At 68.6% G+C, this 15,040-nt stretch carries 16 protein-coding genes, 2 tRNA genes and 1 riboswitch; of the genes, 14 read left to right on the top strand and 4 right to left on the bottom strand.

From position 1 onward, the window contains the following. Positions 1–37 precede the first annotated feature (37 nt). Positions 38–138, top strand: a riboswitch (TPP riboswitch). Between the two features lie 76 nt (positions 139–214). Beyond that, positions 215–1,561 carry a purine-cytosine permease family protein gene (locus ABL840_RS16540; protein WP_093302651.1) on the top strand — a complete coding sequence of 449 codons (1,347 nt, stop codon included), beginning with the start codon at positions 215–217 and terminating at the stop codon, positions 1,559–1,561. Here the strand turns inward: ABL840_RS16540 and thiD are convergent. Then, the gene (thiD, locus tag ABL840_RS16535) at positions 1,506–2,366 is read right to left on the bottom strand and encodes a bifunctional hydroxymethylpyrimidine kinase/phosphomethylpyrimidine kinase (RefSeq protein ID WP_093195465.1); all 861 of its coding nucleotides are present in this window, start codon (positions 2,364–2,366) and stop codon (positions 1,506–1,508) included. The genes ABL840_RS16540 and thiD overlap by 56 nt on opposite strands. Positions 2,367–2,401: 35 nt before the next feature. On the opposite strand from thiD, the gene ABL840_RS16530 reads away from it, so the two are divergent. From ABL840_RS16530 to ABL840_RS16490, 9 genes are all read left to right on the top strand, one after another. After that, positions 2,402–3,493 carry an FAD-dependent oxidoreductase gene (locus ABL840_RS16530; RefSeq protein WP_093302649.1) on the top strand — a complete coding sequence of 364 codons (1,092 nt, stop codon included), beginning with the start codon at positions 2,402–2,404 and terminating at the stop codon, positions 3,491–3,493. Beyond that, a complete protein-coding gene (gene thiS, locus ABL840_RS16525; RefSeq protein WP_093195467.1) occupies positions 3,490–3,693 on the top strand; it encodes a sulfur carrier protein ThiS in 204 nt (67 codons plus the stop codon). Before ABL840_RS16530 ends, thiS begins: the two co-directional genes overlap by 4 nt. A gap of 18 nt (positions 3,694–3,711) precedes the next feature. Next, positions 3,712–4,524 (top strand): thiazole synthase, encoded by an 813-nt coding sequence (locus ABL840_RS16520; RefSeq protein ID WP_093302647.1) that lies wholly within the window; start codon positions 3,712–3,714, stop codon positions 4,522–4,524. Next, positions 4,521–5,453, top strand: a complete 933-nt coding sequence (gene thiE / locus ABL840_RS16515) for a thiamine phosphate synthase (RefSeq protein WP_093302644.1) — start codon at positions 4,521–4,523, stop codon at positions 5,451–5,453. The genes ABL840_RS16520 and thiE overlap by 4 nt, the downstream gene beginning before the upstream one ends. Before the next feature lie 5 nt (positions 5,454–5,458). Then, a complete protein-coding gene (locus tag ABL840_RS16510) occupies positions 5,459–7,612 on the top strand; it encodes a TonB-dependent siderophore receptor (protein ID WP_093302642.1) in 2,154 nt (717 codons plus the stop codon). A 49-nt stretch (positions 7,613–7,661) separates the two neighbouring features. After that, positions 7,662–7,737: transfer RNA gene (locus ABL840_RS16505), tRNA-Asn, on the top strand. A 175-nt stretch (positions 7,738–7,912) separates the two neighbouring features. Then, positions 7,913–7,988: transfer RNA gene (locus ABL840_RS16500), tRNA-Asn, on the top strand. A gap of 134 nt (positions 7,989–8,122) precedes the next feature. After that, the gene (locus ABL840_RS16495) at positions 8,123–8,983 is read left to right on the top strand and encodes an AraC family transcriptional regulator (RefSeq protein WP_093195471.1); all 861 of its coding nucleotides are present in this window, start codon (positions 8,123–8,125) and stop codon (positions 8,981–8,983) included. Continuing rightward, positions 8,980–9,987, top strand: a complete 1,008-nt coding sequence (locus ABL840_RS16490; protein ID WP_143042938.1) for an alpha/beta hydrolase family protein — start codon at positions 8,980–8,982, stop codon at positions 9,985–9,987. Before ABL840_RS16495 ends, ABL840_RS16490 begins: the two co-directional genes overlap by 4 nt. On the opposite strand, the gene ABL840_RS16485 is transcribed toward ABL840_RS16490, so the two are convergent. Further along, positions 9,965–10,282 carry a YnfA family protein gene (locus tag ABL840_RS16485; RefSeq protein ID WP_093195472.1) on the bottom strand — a complete coding sequence of 106 codons (318 nt, stop codon included), beginning with the start codon at positions 10,280–10,282 and terminating at the stop codon, positions 9,965–9,967. The two genes, ABL840_RS16490 and ABL840_RS16485, sit on opposite strands and share 23 nt — an antisense overlap. A gap of 356 nt (positions 10,283–10,638) precedes the next feature. Between ABL840_RS16485 and ABL840_RS16480 the strand changes: the two genes are divergently transcribed. Next, positions 10,639–11,040 (top strand): GreA/GreB family elongation factor, encoded by a 402-nt coding sequence (locus ABL840_RS16480; RefSeq protein WP_093302639.1) that lies wholly within the window; start codon positions 10,639–10,641, stop codon positions 11,038–11,040. Between the two features lie 44 nt (positions 11,041–11,084). Here the strand turns inward: ABL840_RS16480 and ABL840_RS16475 are convergent, their stop codons facing one another. Then, positions 11,085–11,303: a hypothetical protein gene (locus ABL840_RS16475; RefSeq protein ID WP_093195474.1), complete on the bottom strand. Its 219-nt coding sequence runs from the start codon at positions 11,301–11,303 to the stop codon at positions 11,085–11,087. 468 nt (positions 11,304–11,771) lie between these two features. Here ABL840_RS16475 and ABL840_RS16470 point away from each other — a divergent pair, with 468 nt between their 5' ends. Further along, positions 11,772–12,665, top strand: coding sequence for a CsgG/HfaB family protein (locus tag ABL840_RS16470; RefSeq protein ID WP_093195475.1), 894 nt, complete (start codon positions 11,772–11,774; stop codon positions 12,663–12,665). Positions 12,666–12,719: 54 nt separating this feature from the next. Here the strand turns inward: ABL840_RS16470 and ABL840_RS16465 are convergent, their stop codons facing one another. Beyond that, the gene (locus ABL840_RS16465; protein ID WP_093302636.1) at positions 12,720–13,124 is read right to left on the bottom strand and encodes a GFA family protein; all 405 of its coding nucleotides are present in this window, start codon (positions 13,122–13,124) and stop codon (positions 12,720–12,722) included. A 101-nt stretch (positions 13,125–13,225) separates the two neighbouring features. On the opposite strand from ABL840_RS16465, the gene ABL840_RS16460 reads away from it, so the two are divergent. Further along, a complete protein-coding gene (locus tag ABL840_RS16460; protein ID WP_093302634.1) occupies positions 13,226–14,203 on the top strand; it encodes a helix-turn-helix transcriptional regulator in 978 nt (325 codons plus the stop codon). A 150-nt stretch (positions 14,204–14,353) separates the two neighbouring features. Continuing rightward, complete coding sequence (locus ABL840_RS16455) at positions 14,354–15,040, top strand: response regulator transcription factor (RefSeq protein ID WP_093302632.1); 687 nt, start codon at positions 14,354–14,356, stop codon at positions 15,038–15,040.

Raw genomic sequence — 15,040 nt, 5'->3', positions numbered from 1 at the left:
AGCGGTAAACTCCGGCCCGCGCCGCGGGTTCCCGGGGCGCACTTGCTAGGGGTGCTGGGCGGCTTGCCGACCGGCTGAGAAAGTCCCTTTGAACCTGATTGAGGTAATCCTCGCGCAGGGAAGCTGGTCCGGTGGCGTCTCACGCCTTCTCGCGTGAAAGCCGCGCCACTGGGGCCTCGCCCACCTGCCAAACCTTTTGCACTGGAGCAAACGGATGGCACACGACAACAACGACAGCGCCGACAGCGCAGCCGTCTCCAACGAAGCGCTGACACCGCTTTCCGCCTCCCAGCGTGTATTCGGCTGGCACGACCATGCCTCGCTCTGGTTCAGCCTCGGCGTGGGCCTGCTCGTGATGCAGATCGGCGCCTACCTGGTTCCTGCCGTGGGCACGCGCGACGCCGCCATCGCCATCGTGCTCGGCTCCTGCATCGGCGCCGGCCTGCTGGCCTGGACCGCGCGGCTGGGCTGCCAGAGCGGACTGGCGAGCGCGGGGCTCATGCATGCCACCTACGGCAGCGCCTTCGCGCGCCTGCCGGTACTGCTCAACATCGTTCAGCTGGTGGGCTGGACCACTTTCGAACTCGTCGTGATGCGCGAAGGCACCCAGGCTATCGGCCAGACGGTCGTGGGCCCGGCCCTGGGCAGCTTCTGGGGCGGCGTGCTGACCACGCTGCTGTGGGGCGCGGTGCTGCTGGCGCTGCTCGCGGGCTCGATGGTGAAGCTGGTGCGGCGCTTCGTGAGCCGCTTCGGCCTGCCGCTGGTGGTGCTGTCGCTGCTGTGGCTCACGTGGCAGTTCGCGACGCAGCTGCAGGCCAAGGGGCTGGATGCCTTCTGGACACGCCAGGGGGACGGCACGATGGGCATGTTCGGCGCGCTCGACCTGGTGATCGCGATGCCGGTGTCGTGGCTGCCGCTGGTGGCCGACTACGCTCGGCACGGCAAGCGCAGCGCTGGCGGCCTGGGCGGCGCGTTCGGCGGCACCTGGATCGGCTATGCGCTCGCGAACGTCTGGTGCTATGCGCTGGGCGTGATGGTGGTGAGCGTGGCCGAGCCGGGCACGGGCCTCGTCACCGCGCTGCTGCTGGCGCAGGGTGGCCTCGTGGCGCTGGGACTGATCCTGATCGACGAGCTCGACAACGCGTATGGCGACGTCTACTCGGGCTCTGTCTCCACGCACAGCCTGCTGCCGCGCTGGAGCGTGAAGCGCTGGGGCCTGCTGCTGGCAGCCCTGTGCATCGCGCTGGCGCTGGTGCTGCCGATGCATACGCTGGAGCCCTTCCTGCTGCTGTTGAGTTCGGTGTTCGTGCCGCTGTACGGCGTGATCATCGGCCGGCTCGGCAGCGGCGAGGCGGTGTCGCCGCAAGGCACACGGCGCAAGGTCGATTTCGGCGCGGCTCTGATCTGGATCGCGGGCATCGCGGCCTACCACGCGCTCGCGAAGTGGGCGCCGCAGTTCGGCTCCGCGCTGCCGACGCTGGCCGCGACCTTCGCGCTCGCCTGGCTCAGCCGGCCTTCAGCGCAAGGCGGTGCGTCGGCACTGGCGCAAAGCCGTGGTTGAGGGGGCCATGACCCGCGCCGATCTTCACGTTCGCTCCCGCGGCCATCGCGCCGAGGATGTAGGCGCGCGCCCGCTCGACCGCATCGGGCAGCGTCGCGCCCAGTGCAAGGTGCGCGGCGATGGCGGACGACAGCGTGCAGCCCGTGCCGTGCAGGTTGCGGCTTTCGATGCGCGCGGAAGCCAGGCGCCGGCGGTCGCCGCCGGCCTGCAGCAGCACGTCGACCACCTCGTTGCCCGGCAGATGGCCGCCCTTGAGCAGCACGGCCTTCGCGCCGAGCCCGAGCAGTTCGTCGGCCGCGCCGTCGAGCGCATCGATGCCTTCGATGGCATGGCCGACCAGCAAGGCGGCCTCGTCGAGATTGGGCGTGACGACCACGGCGCGCGGGAACAGCTCGCGCACCAGTACCTGCACCGTCTCGGCCGCGATCAGGCGGTCGCCGCTGGTGGCGACCATCACGGGGTCGAGCACAACGTTCTTCAGCTGGTAGCGGTCGATGGCCCAGGCCACCACTTCGACCACCTCGGGCGCATGCAGCATGCCGAGCTTGACGGCATCGACACCGATGTCTTCCACCACAGCCTGGATCTGCGCCTTGAGGAAGTCGGGCGGCACCCCGTGAATGCCCGAGACGCCCAGCGTGTTCTGCGCGGTGAGCGCGGTGATGGCCGTCATGCCGTAGCAGCCCAGGGCCGCGAAGGTCTTGAGATCGGCCTGGATGCCGGCGCCGCCGCCGCTGTCGGAACCGGCAATGGAAAGCACGCGTGCGTAGCGCTGGGTGGGCTCTTGGGTCTTGCCTTGGGTCATGCCGAAAATTATCGGCGACGCGAAGGAGCCCCGGCATGAGCCTGCCTTTCGATTCCGTCGCGATCCTCGGCGCGGGCCTCATGGGCCGGCTGATGGCGCTGACGCTCGCGCAGGCCGGATGCAAGGTCGACGTGTTCGAGGCCGGCAGTCCGGAGGCCGAAGGCGCCGCCGCGCGCGTGGCCGCCGCGATGCTCGCGCCGCTGGCCGAATCGGCCGTGGCGCCGGTGTCGGTGGTGCGCATGGGGCAGCATGCCTTGTCGCGCTGGCCCGAGCTGCTGGCATCGCTGGCGCAGCCGGTGTTCTTCCAGCGCGAAGGCACGTTGGTGCTGTGGCACCGGCAGGACGCCGCCGAAGCCACGCGGCTTGCGCGCGTGCTCGCGAACACCGGTGCACAGGTGCCCGAGCTGGCACCGATGCAACCGATCGACGCCCGTGCGATTGCCGCGCTGGAGCCCTCGCTCGGCCAGCGCTTCGCGCAGGGCCTGTTCCTTCCCGGCGAAGGGCAGCTCGACAACCGCGCACTGCTCGCGTCACTGCTCGCCACGCTGCAGGCGGATGCCCGCGTCACGCTGCATTGGCAATCGGCACGGGCGCCATCCGACTTCTCCCCCGGCACGGCCGGACACCCCGACTGGGTGATCGATTGCCGCGGTCTCGGCGCAAGGCCTCAGTGGAACGCGCTGCGAGGCGTGCGCGGCGAGGTGATCCGCGTGCATGCGCCCGAAGTCACGCTGCAGCGCCCCACCCGCCTGGTGCACCCGCGCTACCCACTCTACATCGCACCCAAGCCCGGCAACCTGTTCGTGATCGGCGCGACCGAGATCGAGTCGGACGACATGTCGCCGGCCAGCGTGCGCTCCACGCTCGAACTGCTGAGCGCCGCGTATGCCGTGCACAGCGGCTTCGCCGAGGCGCGCATCGTCGAGATCGCGACGCAATGCCGGCCCACGCTGCCCGACAACCTCCCTGCCATCCGCCGGCCGCATCCGCGCGTGCTGCAGATCAACGGCCTGTACCGCCACGGCTTCATGATCGCGCCCGCCATGCTCGACGCCGCGATGGAACTGCTGGCGCAAGGCCACTCGTCGCTAGCGGAAAGCTTCGGCCTGGAGGCTGCCCCCACATGACGATGAACATCCTGATCAACGACAAGCCCTTCGCGCTGCCCGACCACGCCACGCTCACGGACGCCCTGGCCGCGCTGGATGCCACGCCGCCCTTCGCGGTGGCGGTGAACCGCGAGTTCGTGCCGCGCTCGGCCTACGCCTCGCGCGAGCTGCAGCCCGACGACCGCATCGAAGTGATCCGCCCCGTGACGGGCGGCTGAATGATGGAGACGACAAGCATGACGACCACGAACGACCCGCTGGTGCTCTACGGCGAAACCTTCCAGAGCCGGCTGCTGCTGGGCACGGCACGCTACCCTTCGCCCGACCTGCTCGAGGCCGCCGTGAAGCGCGCGAAGCCCGCGATGCTGACCGCCTCGCTGCGCCGGCAGACGGCCAGCCAGGGCTCGGGCAACAGCGATCTCGGCAACGGCTTCTGGGAACTGCTGCGCAAGCTCGCGGTGCCGGTGCTGCCCAACACCGCCGGCTGCCACAGCGTGCAGGAGGTGGTCGCCACCGCGCAAATGGCACGCGAGCTGTTCGACACGCCGTGGATCAAGCTCGAGCTGATCGGCGACGACTACACGCTGCAGCCCGACACGCTGAACCTGGTCGATGCGGCGTCGCAGCTGATCCGCGAGGGCTTCAAGGTGCTGCCCTACTGCACCGAAGACCTCGTGCTGTGCCAGCGGCTGGTCGACGTCGGCTGCCAGGCGGTGATGCCGTGGGCCGCGCCCATCGGCACCGGCCGCGGCCCGGTCAACCCTTATGCGCTGCAGGTGCTGCGCGACCGGCTCAAGGTGCCGATGCTGGTGGACGCGGGCCTGGGACTGCCCTCGCATGCATGCCAGGTGATGGAGTGGGGATACGACGGCGTGCTTCTGAACACCGCCGTCGCGCTGGCGCAGGACCCGGTCGCGATGGCCGGCGCCTTTGCCGATGCGGTACAGGCCGGCCGCAGCGCGCACCGCGCAGGCGCCATGGCCGCGCAAGAGGCAGCGCAGCCCAGCACGCCCGTGCTCGGCACGCCTTTCTGGCATCACGAATCATGAGCACCGCACTCGACGCAGGCGCCATCGCGCAGGCCATCGTCGCGACGCACGGGTTGCGCTTCGGCGCCATCACGTCCGCGCCGCCGAGCGCGCCGAACTTCTCTTCCGACGATCCGGTGTACCGCGGTGCCAAGCGGGCCTGCTCGGCGCTGGGCTTCATCGAGATCGACGCCGAATGCCTGGCCCATGCCTGGCGCGCGCAGACCCAGCGCCTGAGCGGCTTCGACGCCACGCTGTGGCCCGATGCGCCCGAGGACTTCGGCATGCGCCCCTTCCCGCCCACCGCTCGCGACGACGCGTTTCCGCCCTGCCCCGAACGGCTGGGCCTCTACGCCGTGCTGCCCGACGCGCAATGGGTGGGCCGCATGGCGCGCGCCGGCGTGCCGACGGTGCAACTGCGGTTCAAGTCCGCGGACACGGCAGCCGTCGAGCGCGAGGTGCAGGCGGCCGTCGAGGCGGTGCAAGGCACCGGCGCGCTGCTCTTCATCAACGATCACTGGCAGGTGGCCATCGCGGCCGGTGCCTATGGCATCCACCTCGGGCAGGAAGACCTCGATGAGCTCTTGCCCGAAGACCTGGCGCGGCTGCGCGGCTCCGGCCTGCGCCTGGGCGTCAGCACCCACGGCTATGCCGAGATGGTGCGTGCCGACAAGGTGAGCCCGAGCTACATCGCGATGGGCGCGGTGTACCCGACCACGCTCAAGAAGATGGCGACCGCGCCGCAGGGCGTGGCCCGGCTCGGCGCTTATGCGCGCCTGCTGCGCGGCTATCCGCAGGTCGGCATCGGCGGCATCGATGCCGTGCGGCTGCCCGAGGTGCTGGCCACCGGAGTCGGCTCCATCGCCGTGGTGCGCGCGCTGGTCGCGGCCGAAGACCCCGAGGCCACGGCCGCGCAATGGATGGCGGCCATCGACGCCGCCGGCAACTGAACAGAATGAACAAGTCCGAGCTCTCCCTTTCTCCTTCCAGCTGGCCGCTTTCTCCCGTCTCGCGCGCACTGGCCGTCGTGCTCTTCACTGCCGCGTGCGGCGCGCATGCGCAGCAGGCAGCGCTGCCCGAGGTCACGGTCAACGACGCGGCCGCCGCGCCGCAGGCCGACATCAGCGGCTTCGGCGATGTTCCTCTGCGCGAGTTGCCGATCTCGGCCACGGTGATCGACAGCAAGCAGCTGCAGGCCAGCGGCGCGCGCCGGCTCGCCGACCTCACGCAGTTCGACTCGTCGGTGACCGACGCCTACAACTCCGCCGGCTACTGGGACTACCTCACGGTGCGCGGCTTCGTGCTCGACAACCGCTTCAACTACCGACGCGAGGGCCTGCCGATCAGCGCGGAGACCTCGATTCCGCTCGACAACAAGGAGCGCGTCGAGATCCTGCGCGGCACCAGCGGCATACAGGCCGGCACCAGCGCGCCGGGCGGGCTGGTCAACTACGTCGTGAAGCGGCCCACCGAACAGGACCTGCGCGCGGTGCGCATCGAGACCACGAGCCGCGGCAGCCTGCTCGGCGCCATCGACCTCGGAGGGCGCTTCGGCGAGAACCGGCAGTTCGGCTACCGCATCAACGTGGCGAGTGAAAACCTCAAGCCGCTCACGCACAACCTCGACGGCAACCGCAATCTCTTCTCGCTCGCGGCCGACTGGCGCATCACGCGCGACTCGGTGCTGGAGTTCGAGATCGAGCAGAGCCGCAAGACGCAGCCCAGCCAGAACGGCTACAGCCTGCTGGGCAGCGTGCTACCGGCGCCGGTCGATCCGCGCATCAACCTCAACAACCAGCCGTGGTCGCAGCCCTCGGTGTTCAAGGCGCTGACGGGCACGCTGCGCTTCAGCCAGGCACTGAACGCCGACTGGCGCTGGAGCGCGCAGATCGGCCAGCAGCGCCTGAAGACCGACGACCGGCTGGCCTACGCCTTCGGCTGCGGCGCCGAGGGCAACTACGACCGCTACTGCTCCGACGGCACCTTCGACGTCTACGACTTCCGCAGCGAGAACGAGCGCCGTACGCAGACCGCGGGCAGCATCAACCTCAAGGGCAACGTGACGACGGGCAGCGTGCGGCACGAGCTCGGCTTCGGGCTGATGCAGAGCCGCGTGCGCAACCGCTTCGACAACCAGGCCTACAACTACGCGGGCACCGGCAACATCTGGGGCACGGCCATCGTGCCGCCGGCCCCCGACGCCACCACGCCGCAGACCAACCGCGACGAAAAGTCGACCGAGTTCTCCGTGCAGGACGCGATCCGCTGGAACGACCGCTTCACCACATGGCTCGGCGCGCGCCACACGCGGCTCGACCGCAGCAGCATCGGCAACGACGGCTCGAACCCTACCGGCTACAAGCAGGACGTGACCACGCCGTGGATCGCCGCCAGCTATGCCATCCAGCCGGGACTCATGGCCTATGCGAGCTGGGGGCGCGGTGTCGAGTCGCAGGTGGTGCCGAACAAGATCTCGCAGTACAGCAACGCCGGACAGGCCCTGCCCGCGCTGCGCTCGCGCCAGTGGGAACTGGGCATCAAGGGCGGCAGCGATGCCTTCAACTGGCAGCTCGCATGGTTCGACATCTCGCGGCCGATGACCAACATCGACCTGTGCAGCGGGTTGTGCGAGGTGCGCAACGACGGCAAGGCCGTGCACCGCGGCCTCGAGGCCGGCGCGCAATGGAACCAGGGGCCGTGGCGCATCGGCGGCAGCCTGACGCTGATCGATGCCAAGCGGCGCGGCAGCACGGCCAATCCGGCGCTCAACGGCGAGTCGCCCACGAACGTGCCGAAGCAGGTGCTGCGCGCACAGACCGCCTACCGCTTCGCATCGGTGCCGGGCCTCGAGGTGGCGGGACAGCTCTCGTACGAAGGCCGCCGCAACGTGCTGCCCGATGGCTCGGTCACGCTGCCCTCGTGGACTCGCGTGGATGCGGTGCTGCGCTACGACACCAAGCTGCGCGGCGCGAATGCGAGCTGGACGCTGTCGATCGACAACCTCTTCGATCGCCGCTACTGGAAGGAATCGCCCTACCAGTTCAGCCACGTTTACCTGTTCCCCGGCGCGCCGCGCACGCTGCGCCTAAGGCTGAGCGTTGCACTTTGAACGCGAAGTTGAAAAGCAGCGAAAAAGAACGCTATAATCTAAGGCTTGTTCCTCGATAGCTCAGTCGGTAGAGCGCCGGACTGTTAATCCGTAGGTCCCTGGTTCGAGCCCAGGTCGAGGAGCCACCATCAAGCCGCAAGGCCACTGGAAGCCCCGCTACTCACAAGGTAGCGGGGCTTTTCATTTGCGACTGTGCTCGGCGTTTGTTGCAGAGAGTCATCGCAAGTGGTGGGATCGGTGCAAAAAATGCAGCCGGTCGGCCGGAATCGGCAAAACCATTGCATATAATTTAAGGCTTGTTCCTCGATAGCTCAGTCGGTAGAGCGCCGGACTGTTAATCCGTAGGTCCCTGGTTCGAGCCCAGGTCGAGGAGCCACCATCAAGCCGCAAGGCCTCTGAAGAGCCCGCTGTCTTTACCGGACAGCGGGCTTTTTCTTTGGTGCGACCAGCTGACCTACATCAGCAAAGTCGGCTAAGTGCTCTTCTCGCGAAAAGCGCACACTCGCGCGCATGGAAAGCAGCCGCCGCATCGAGCAGGACTACCGCGCCCGCGTGGCGCGCGCCGTCGCGGCTATCGTTGCCGATCCGATGGCCGAACACCGGCTCGAAGACCTCGCGCGGCTCGCGCATTTCTCGCCCTTCCACTTCCACCGCGTCTACGCGAGCGTGGCCGGCGAAACGGTGGCCGCCACGGTCCGCCGCGTGCGGCTGGCGCTCGCCACCCGGTTGCTGGAAGCCGGCGACCAGAGCATCACGCAGGTCGCGCTGGCCGTGGGTTACGAAAGCCCGCAGGCCTTCACGCGAGCATTCGGCCAGTTCACCGGGCAGTCGCCGCGTGCCTTCCAGCAGAAGATGGTGCGGGCGATCCTCGATGTCGATGCGCTGCCGCAACCCGATGACGGCATCGCCGCGCCGGCCGTGCGCATCGTCGAATACCCCACGCGGCGGCTGCACGCGCTGCGGCATCAGGGGCCGTTCTCGACCATTCCTCATACCCATCGGCGGCTGCGCCAGCACGCGGGCACGGCACGCATCTCGGCCCGATGGGGAGCCTCCTTCGGCGAGCCCGAGGGCGGCCCTGGCTTCAGGTACTACGCCGCCCTCGATTCCCCCGACCCCTGGCCGGACGTCGCCGAGGTCGAGATGCTCGACATTCCGGGCGGCTGCTACGCGGCGCATCGCCTGGCCGGCCCGTACTCGCAGATCAACGCCGCCGTTCGCGCCCTCTACATCCGATGGCTGCCCGCCAGCGGCTACGAGCCCGACGACCGGCCTACGCTGGAGCACTACCTGAACTCGCCGCGGCAGGTCTCGCAGGCAGAGCTGCGGACCGATCTGCTGATTCCCATCCGCCGCACGAACGCGACATGAATCTGCCGATGCGACGTGCCCTGCTCATCGTCGCGCTCTGCCTCTGCTGCGCGCGCATCGCGCAAGCCGCCGGCTTCGGCCTGATCGAAGTGCCCGCCGACAGCAACGGCCCGGCGCTGCGCGGCGCCGTATGGACCCCATGCGATGCGCCCGCAGGCAGGCTCTCGTTCGATCCGCTGGTGATCGACGGCACCAGGGACTGCCCGATCGCCGGCAAGCAGCTGCCGCTGGTCGTGATCTCGCACGGCAAGGGCGGCTCGTCCCTGCTGCACCACGACACGGCGGCTGCGCTGGCTGACGCAGGCTTCATCGTCGCCGCCATCAACCACCCCGGTCACAACTTCCAGGACATGAGCGGCGCGAGCCATCTGTCGGTATATGCCACGCGCCCGGCAGACATGAAGCGGCTGGTCGACTACATGCTCGGCGCGTGGCCGGGGCGCGCGGCCATCGATGCGAACGGCGTCGGGCTTTTCGGTTTCTCCGCGGGCGGATACACCGGCCTCGTCGTGGTCGGTGCTGTTCCGGACTTCCGGCTGCGCGACGACCTCTGCCCGCCGGCTTCCACGACGCCGCTGTGCCAGGAGATCCGCCGCGACGAACTGCCGAAGATGCCCGCGCGCGACGACCGCATCAAGGCCGCCGTCATCGTCGATCCGCTCACTGCTTTCGACACCAGCGGCCTGAAGAACGTGACGCTGCCGATGCAGCTCTGGGCCTCGGCCTTCGGAGGCGATGGCGTCGCGCCGCGCTACGTGGAAGCGCTTCGCCGCGACCTGCCCGTCCGGCCGGAGTGGCACATGGTGCAGGGCGCGACGCACTTCGCCTTCGTGGCGCCCTGTTCGCCGGCCATGGCGCAGGCAATGCAGCAGATCTGCCGCGACCGTCCGGAGTTCGACCGCGCAGCCTTCCATGCGGACTTCAACACGCAGGTGCTGGCCTTCTTCAAGCAACAACTCGGGCCGGAAACGGCCGCCAGGGCTAGCGCGGCTGGAACGCGATGAGCCCCATGCCTGCGAGGCACACCGCAACACCCGTCACGTCCCACGCCGTCGGCCTGATGCCGTCCACCGCCCAGAGCCAGGCGATGGCCACGCCGATGTACACGCCGCCATAGGCGGCATAGACGCGCCCCGCCGCCGTCTCGTGCAGCGTGAGCAGCCACGCGAACAGGGCAAGGCTGATCGCCGCTGGCAGCAGCAGCCATGCGGAGCGATCCTGCTTGAGCCAGAGGTACGGCAGATAGCAGCCGACGATTTCCGCGAGCGCCGTCGCGACGTAGAGAAGAAAGGTCCGCATCCGGAGATTGTGCGGTCCGCATCGCACTTACCGGCAAGGCACGTGAGGCCATTGCTTGATGGCCCCGCGGTGCATCCCTACACTCGCGCGCATGGCCCGTTCGTTCCACTCCCGCAAACACGCTGCGCTCGAAGCAGCGCGTGCCGGCGATGTCGCGACCACGGCGACCATGGCGGCCTACCGACGCACCTCCGCACTTTCCTGAGCCCGGCGGTCCGCTACCCTTCTTTCTGATGCGCGAACCATTGACCGCCGGGCACCCGCCGCGCGGCCGCGACGTCGTTCGTTCCCTTCCTCATTCATTCATTCATTCGTGCATGGAGAACGGCGCCGCATTCAACTGGAGTGCTTCATTCATGCCCGCAACCATTCACGGGGAGCGCACGCTCACCGAACTCGACTTCGTCCGCCTGGGAAAACTGGCGGAACACCAGCTCCCGCCCGCTCTGGCCGACTTGCTCGATGCAGCGGACGTGCTGCCCTCGCGCGAGATCGCCGCGGATCTCGTGACGATGAACTCCCAGGTCGAGATCGAAGACCCGGCCACCGGCCAGCGGCAGCAGATCACCCTCTGCTACCCCGGCGACTCGCAGCCGGGCGCGGGCTTCGTGTCGGTGCTGTCGCCCGTCGGCATCGGCCTGCTGGGCACGAAGACCGGCGCCACCGCCTGCTGGCGCATGCCCAATGGCACCGAAGGCTCGGCGCGCGTGGTGGCGGTGCTTTTCCAGCCGGAGGCCAGCGGCGACTACACGCGCTGACTACACGCGCTGACACACGCGCCGATGTCGAGCGAGCGCGTCGCTCAGTGCTTGATCACGGTGCTGGTGCGGTCCTTGGCGCTGTCGATGGTCGCGCTCACGGAGTTCGTGTTGACCGCCAGGGCCACCAGGATGGAGCCGACGAAAGCCGGGTCGGCCGCGCCGCTGAAGTTCGAAGCACCGGCGATGGCCAGGGCCTGCTGCACCTGCTGGCGGGTCAGTTCCAAGGCCGCTTCTCCAACGATGTTCTTCTTGGTTGCCATCTGAAAACTCCTGGAAGTGAAGGCCTGACTGTAACTTTCGGGATCGAGCCTTCGCGGCGTTCCTCCTCGAGGGCCGGCGGCGCGGGCACGCCTGTTGTTTCACCGCGCTTCCAAAAGTTTCCAAAGTAATAGAATCGCCCCGCTCCATCCACCCGTCCCCGGCGCAGCGCGCCTGCACGACGGCAGCGACAGGGGCGATCGAGGACATGGGTTGCCGTTTCCCACGCGTCCCCGGTTTCGGACTCTGGTCGAGGCACCACCCGCGCGGTGGGCAGCGAGCGACCAGGCCACGCGAACATGCACATGACTTTCGGCACTGGTGTGCCGGATTCTCGGACCGTATCGTCGCGCGGTCGCCGGCGGCGCGTCGAATCGGGAGGTCGTACAGGCCAAGGCAATTCCATCTTCGATCTTGACAAGTGACGTCCGCAACGGGCGCCGCCTTCTTTTCACTTGACAGATCGGGACATGGCTTTTTCTAAACTCTCTCTCGCAAGCGCACTCGCCGGCCTGCTGGCCCTTTCGGGCTGCCAGACCATGGACATGCAAATGGGCAGCCAGTCGGCCAAGACCGTGGCCACCGGCAGCGCCGCCGGCGCCGCGACCTCCGGCGAAAGCAGCCAGCTCGAGCGCTGCGATTCGCCCCTGGGCACGGTCTCGCTGATCGAGAACGTGAACGCGGGCTGGTACACCATCCTCACCGGCGAATACAAGCTGCCTCCCACCGCCAACCTGCTGCGTCTGCTGGTGCAACAGTCGAACTGCTTCGTGGTGGTCGAGCGCAGCGCAGCCGGCATGAACGCGATGACGCGCGAACGCGCGCTGATGCAATCCGGCGAAATGCGCGGCGGCAGCAACTTCGGCCGCGGCCAGATGGTGGCTTCCGACTACGGCCTGTCGCCCGAGATCGTGTTCAGCAACAGCGACGCCGGCGGCCTGGGCGGCGCGCTCGGCGGCCTGGTGGGCGGCGGCCGCGGCCGTGCCATTGCCAGCATCGGCGCAAGCCTGCAGACCAAGGAAGCCAGCGCGCTTCTGACCCTGATCGACAACCGCTCCGGCGTGCAGGTCGCGGCCGCCGAAGGCAGCGCCTCCAAGACCGACTTCGCGGGCTTCGCCGGCCTGGGCGGCCTCTCCGCCGCCGGCGGCATCGGCGGCTACACCCGCACGCCGCAGGGCAAGGTGATCGCGGCCGCCTTCATGGACGCCTTCAACCAGATGGTCCGCTCGCTGCGCAACTACAAGGCGCAGACGGTGCGCGGCCAGGGCCTCGGCGGCGGCGGCCGTCTCGGCGTGGACGGCGGCGCCGCTCCCTCGCAGACCTCGGCGCCCGGCGCCGCTCCGGCAACCCGCCGCCGCAAGTAAGGGCAGCAGCAGGCGCGCACCCCGCGCGCGCCTTCGCCGGCCGGCCCGCCTCGCTCAGAGGTAGCGCGTTTCGGCCGGCGCTTCGAACCAGTTGTTGTTGCGCCCGTCCATGTACTGGACGGGTGCCGTCGACAGTTCCTCCAGCGTCACGTCGTCCAGGCAGTTCACCGCCACGCTCACGTAGGCGCCACCGATCTCGGGTACGTTGCCGCGCCCGAACGAACGCACGCCGCAGCTCCTGCAGAAAAGCCATTCGGTGCTGTGCGAGTTGAACTGGTACAGCGACAGCTCCTCCTTCCCCGACAGCAGCGTGAATGCATCCGGCTTCACGATCGCGCCCCATGCGCGGGTCTTGGTGCAGATCGAGCAATTGCACTTGCCGGTGCCTTCGGCGAGATCGATCAGGGCCTGGAAGCGAACCTTGCCGCAATGGCAGCTGCCGCTGTATGTCTTCTTCATGGTCTGTGTCCTGTGCTCCGCTGTGCGGGGGTTGAAAGTGGAAGCAAGGTTACGACCCATTGCGGACAGATTCTGTCCTCGATTGCAGGCATCATGCGCACATGCTTTCAGCCTCCGCACGCCTGATCCGGCTTCTCTCGTTGTTCCAGGCTCAACGCTCGTGGACGGGCGCCGACCTCGCCGGCCGACTCGAGATCACCGAGCGCACCTTGCGCCGCGACGTCGATCGCCTGCGCAGCCTGGGCTACACGGTCGACTCCACCTCGGGCGTGGCCGGCGGCTACCGGCTGGGCGCGGGCACCGCCCTGCCGCCGCTGCTGCTGGAGGACGAGGAAGCCATCGCGGTCGCGCTCGGCCTGGGCAACCCGGCTGGCGCCACGGGCGACATCGGGAACGCCTCGATGCGCGCGCTGGCCAAGCTCGAGCAGCTGATGCCGCCGCGCCTTCGCCGCCGGCTCGACAGCGTGCGTTCGTCGGTGGTGCCGGTGATGAGCGACAAGTCGCCCGTGCGCCTGAAGGCCGTCTCCTTCCTGGCCGAGGCCTGCACCGAGCGGCTCGAGCTGCGCTTCGGCTATCGCGACCATCACGACACCGTCACCGAGCGCACGGCTCAGCCGCACCGCGTGGTGCAGACGGGACGGCGCTGGTACCTGCTGGCCTGGGACATCGCGCGCGAGGACTGGCGCACCTTCCGTCTCGACCGCATCGTCGATGCGGAGCCCACCGGCGCGCGCTTCACGCCGCGCCGACTGCCCCACGGCGACGTCGCGAGCTACATGGAGCACGCGCTGAAGGTCTCGCCCTACCTGCATCACGCGCAAGTGCTGGTGCACGCGCCCGCCAGCGCGCTCGAGCCTTATCTCGGCTGGGTCAGCGGCACGCCGCAGGAGGCCGGCGACGGCGCCACCCGCATCGCCACCGGCGCCAATTCGCTCGACGCGCTGTCCGTCTGGCTCGGCTGCCTGCCGTACGATTTCGAGGTCGAATCGCCGCGCGAACTGGTCGATCACATCGCGCTCGTCGCCTCGCGGCTCGCGAAGGCGGCGGCCAAGCCGCCGAGCAGCCACCGAAAGCGGTAGGCCGCCTCCCCCGTATATAGGATGGGCAGCGCGCAAGCCGCCCCCTACCCTTTGCGCCATCCAGCAGCAAACCAAGGCCTTCTTTCCCATGCGCCTCATCGTCACGTCATGCATGAGCGCATGCAGCCTTCACAGCCCGGTGCATCAGGCATGACCGCGGAAACACAGGTTGCCCTCGTGGAAGACGACACCGGAATGCGCGAGCGCATCTCGCGCGTGGTCGATGCCGATCCTTCCCTGAGCCTGGCCTACAGCGCCTCCAACGCCAGCGACATCCTGCGCTGGCTGGTCGACAACCCGGTCGACGTGCTGCTCGTGGACCTGGGCCTGCCCGACCGCCCCGGGCTCCAGGTGATCAGCCAGTGCCGCAACATGCAGCCGGCCTGCGCGGTGATGGTGCTTTCGATCTTCGGCGACGAAGCCAACATGGTCCAGGCCTTCGAAGCCGGCGCCAGCGGCTACCTGCTGAAGGACGGCACCGAGGCCGACCTCGCCACCCACATCCGCCACCTGCGCGCCGGCGGCTCGCCGATGTCGCCGGTGATCGCGCGCAAGCTGCTGCGCCGCTGGCAGGCCCATTCGGGCGGTGCGCCCAAGGAGCAGTCCGCGGCCAAGGCTGCCGGCACCGCGACAGTCGCGCCCGAGCGCCTGTCGCCGCGCGAGTTCGAGGTGCTCGACCTCGTCTCTCGTGGTTTCACCTATGTCGAAGTCGGAGTGCAAATGGGAGTCTCGGCCTCGACTGTCCAAACCCATATCCGCAATATCTACGGCAAGCTGGATGTGCACAACAAATCGGAAGCTGTGTTCGAGGCCCGCAACCTCGGCTGGCTTCCCTAG

The sequence above is a fragment of the Variovorax sp. NFACC27 genome, from assembly GCF_048301545.1.
In the GTDB taxonomy this organism is placed as follows: domain Bacteria; phylum Pseudomonadota; class Gammaproteobacteria; order Burkholderiales; family Burkholderiaceae_C; genus Variovorax; species Variovorax gossypii.
This window is presented reverse-complemented; position numbering and strand designations above follow the sequence as displayed.

Bases quoted from the DNA above. Each gene is read 5' to 3' on its own strand.
- ABL840_RS16470 (WP_093195475.1), top strand. From the start codon at position 11,772: ATGGCTTTTTCTAAACTCTCTCTCGCAAGCGCACTCGCCGGCCTGCTG.
- ABL840_RS16480 (WP_093302639.1), top strand. From the start codon at position 10,639: ATGCCCGCAACCATTCACGGGGAGCGCACGCTCACCGAACTCGACTTC.
- ABL840_RS16460 (WP_093302634.1), top strand. From the start codon at position 13,226: ATGCTTTCAGCCTCCGCACGCCTGATCCGGCTTCTCTCGTTGTTCCAG.
- thiS (WP_093195467.1), top strand. From the start codon at position 3,490: ATGACGATGAACATCCTGATCAACGACAAGCCCTTCGCGCTGCCCGAC.
- ABL840_RS16510 (WP_093302642.1), top strand. From the start codon at position 5,459: ATGAACAAGTCCGAGCTCTCCCTTTCTCCTTCCAGCTGGCCGCTTTCT.
- ABL840_RS16495 (WP_093195471.1), top strand. From the start codon at position 8,123: ATGGAAAGCAGCCGCCGCATCGAGCAGGACTACCGCGCCCGCGTGGCG.
- ABL840_RS16465 (WP_093302636.1), bottom strand. From the start codon at position 13,124: ATGAAGAAGACATACAGCGGCAGCTGCCATTGCGGCAAGGTTCGCTTC.
- ABL840_RS16530 (WP_093302649.1), top strand. From the start codon at position 2,402: ATGAGCCTGCCTTTCGATTCCGTCGCGATCCTCGGCGCGGGCCTCATG.
- ABL840_RS16540 (WP_093302651.1), top strand. From the start codon at position 215: ATGGCACACGACAACAACGACAGCGCCGACAGCGCAGCCGTCTCCAAC.
- thiE (WP_093302644.1), top strand. From the start codon at position 4,521: ATGAGCACCGCACTCGACGCAGGCGCCATCGCGCAGGCCATCGTCGCG.
- ABL840_RS16520 (WP_093302647.1), top strand. From the start codon at position 3,712: ATGACGACCACGAACGACCCGCTGGTGCTCTACGGCGAAACCTTCCAG.
- ABL840_RS16485 (WP_093195472.1), bottom strand. From the start codon at position 10,282: ATGCGGACCTTTCTTCTCTACGTCGCGACGGCGCTCGCGGAAATCGTC.
- thiD (WP_093195465.1), bottom strand. From the start codon at position 2,366: ATGACCCAAGGCAAGACCCAAGAGCCCACCCAGCGCTACGCACGCGTG.
- ABL840_RS16455 (WP_093302632.1), top strand. From the start codon at position 14,354: ATGACCGCGGAAACACAGGTTGCCCTCGTGGAAGACGACACCGGAATG.
- ABL840_RS16475 (WP_093195474.1), bottom strand. From the start codon at position 11,303: ATGGCAACCAAGAAGAACATCGTTGGAGAAGCGGCCTTGGAACTGACC.
- ABL840_RS16490 (WP_143042938.1), top strand. From the start codon at position 8,980: ATGAATCTGCCGATGCGACGTGCCCTGCTCATCGTCGCGCTCTGCCTC.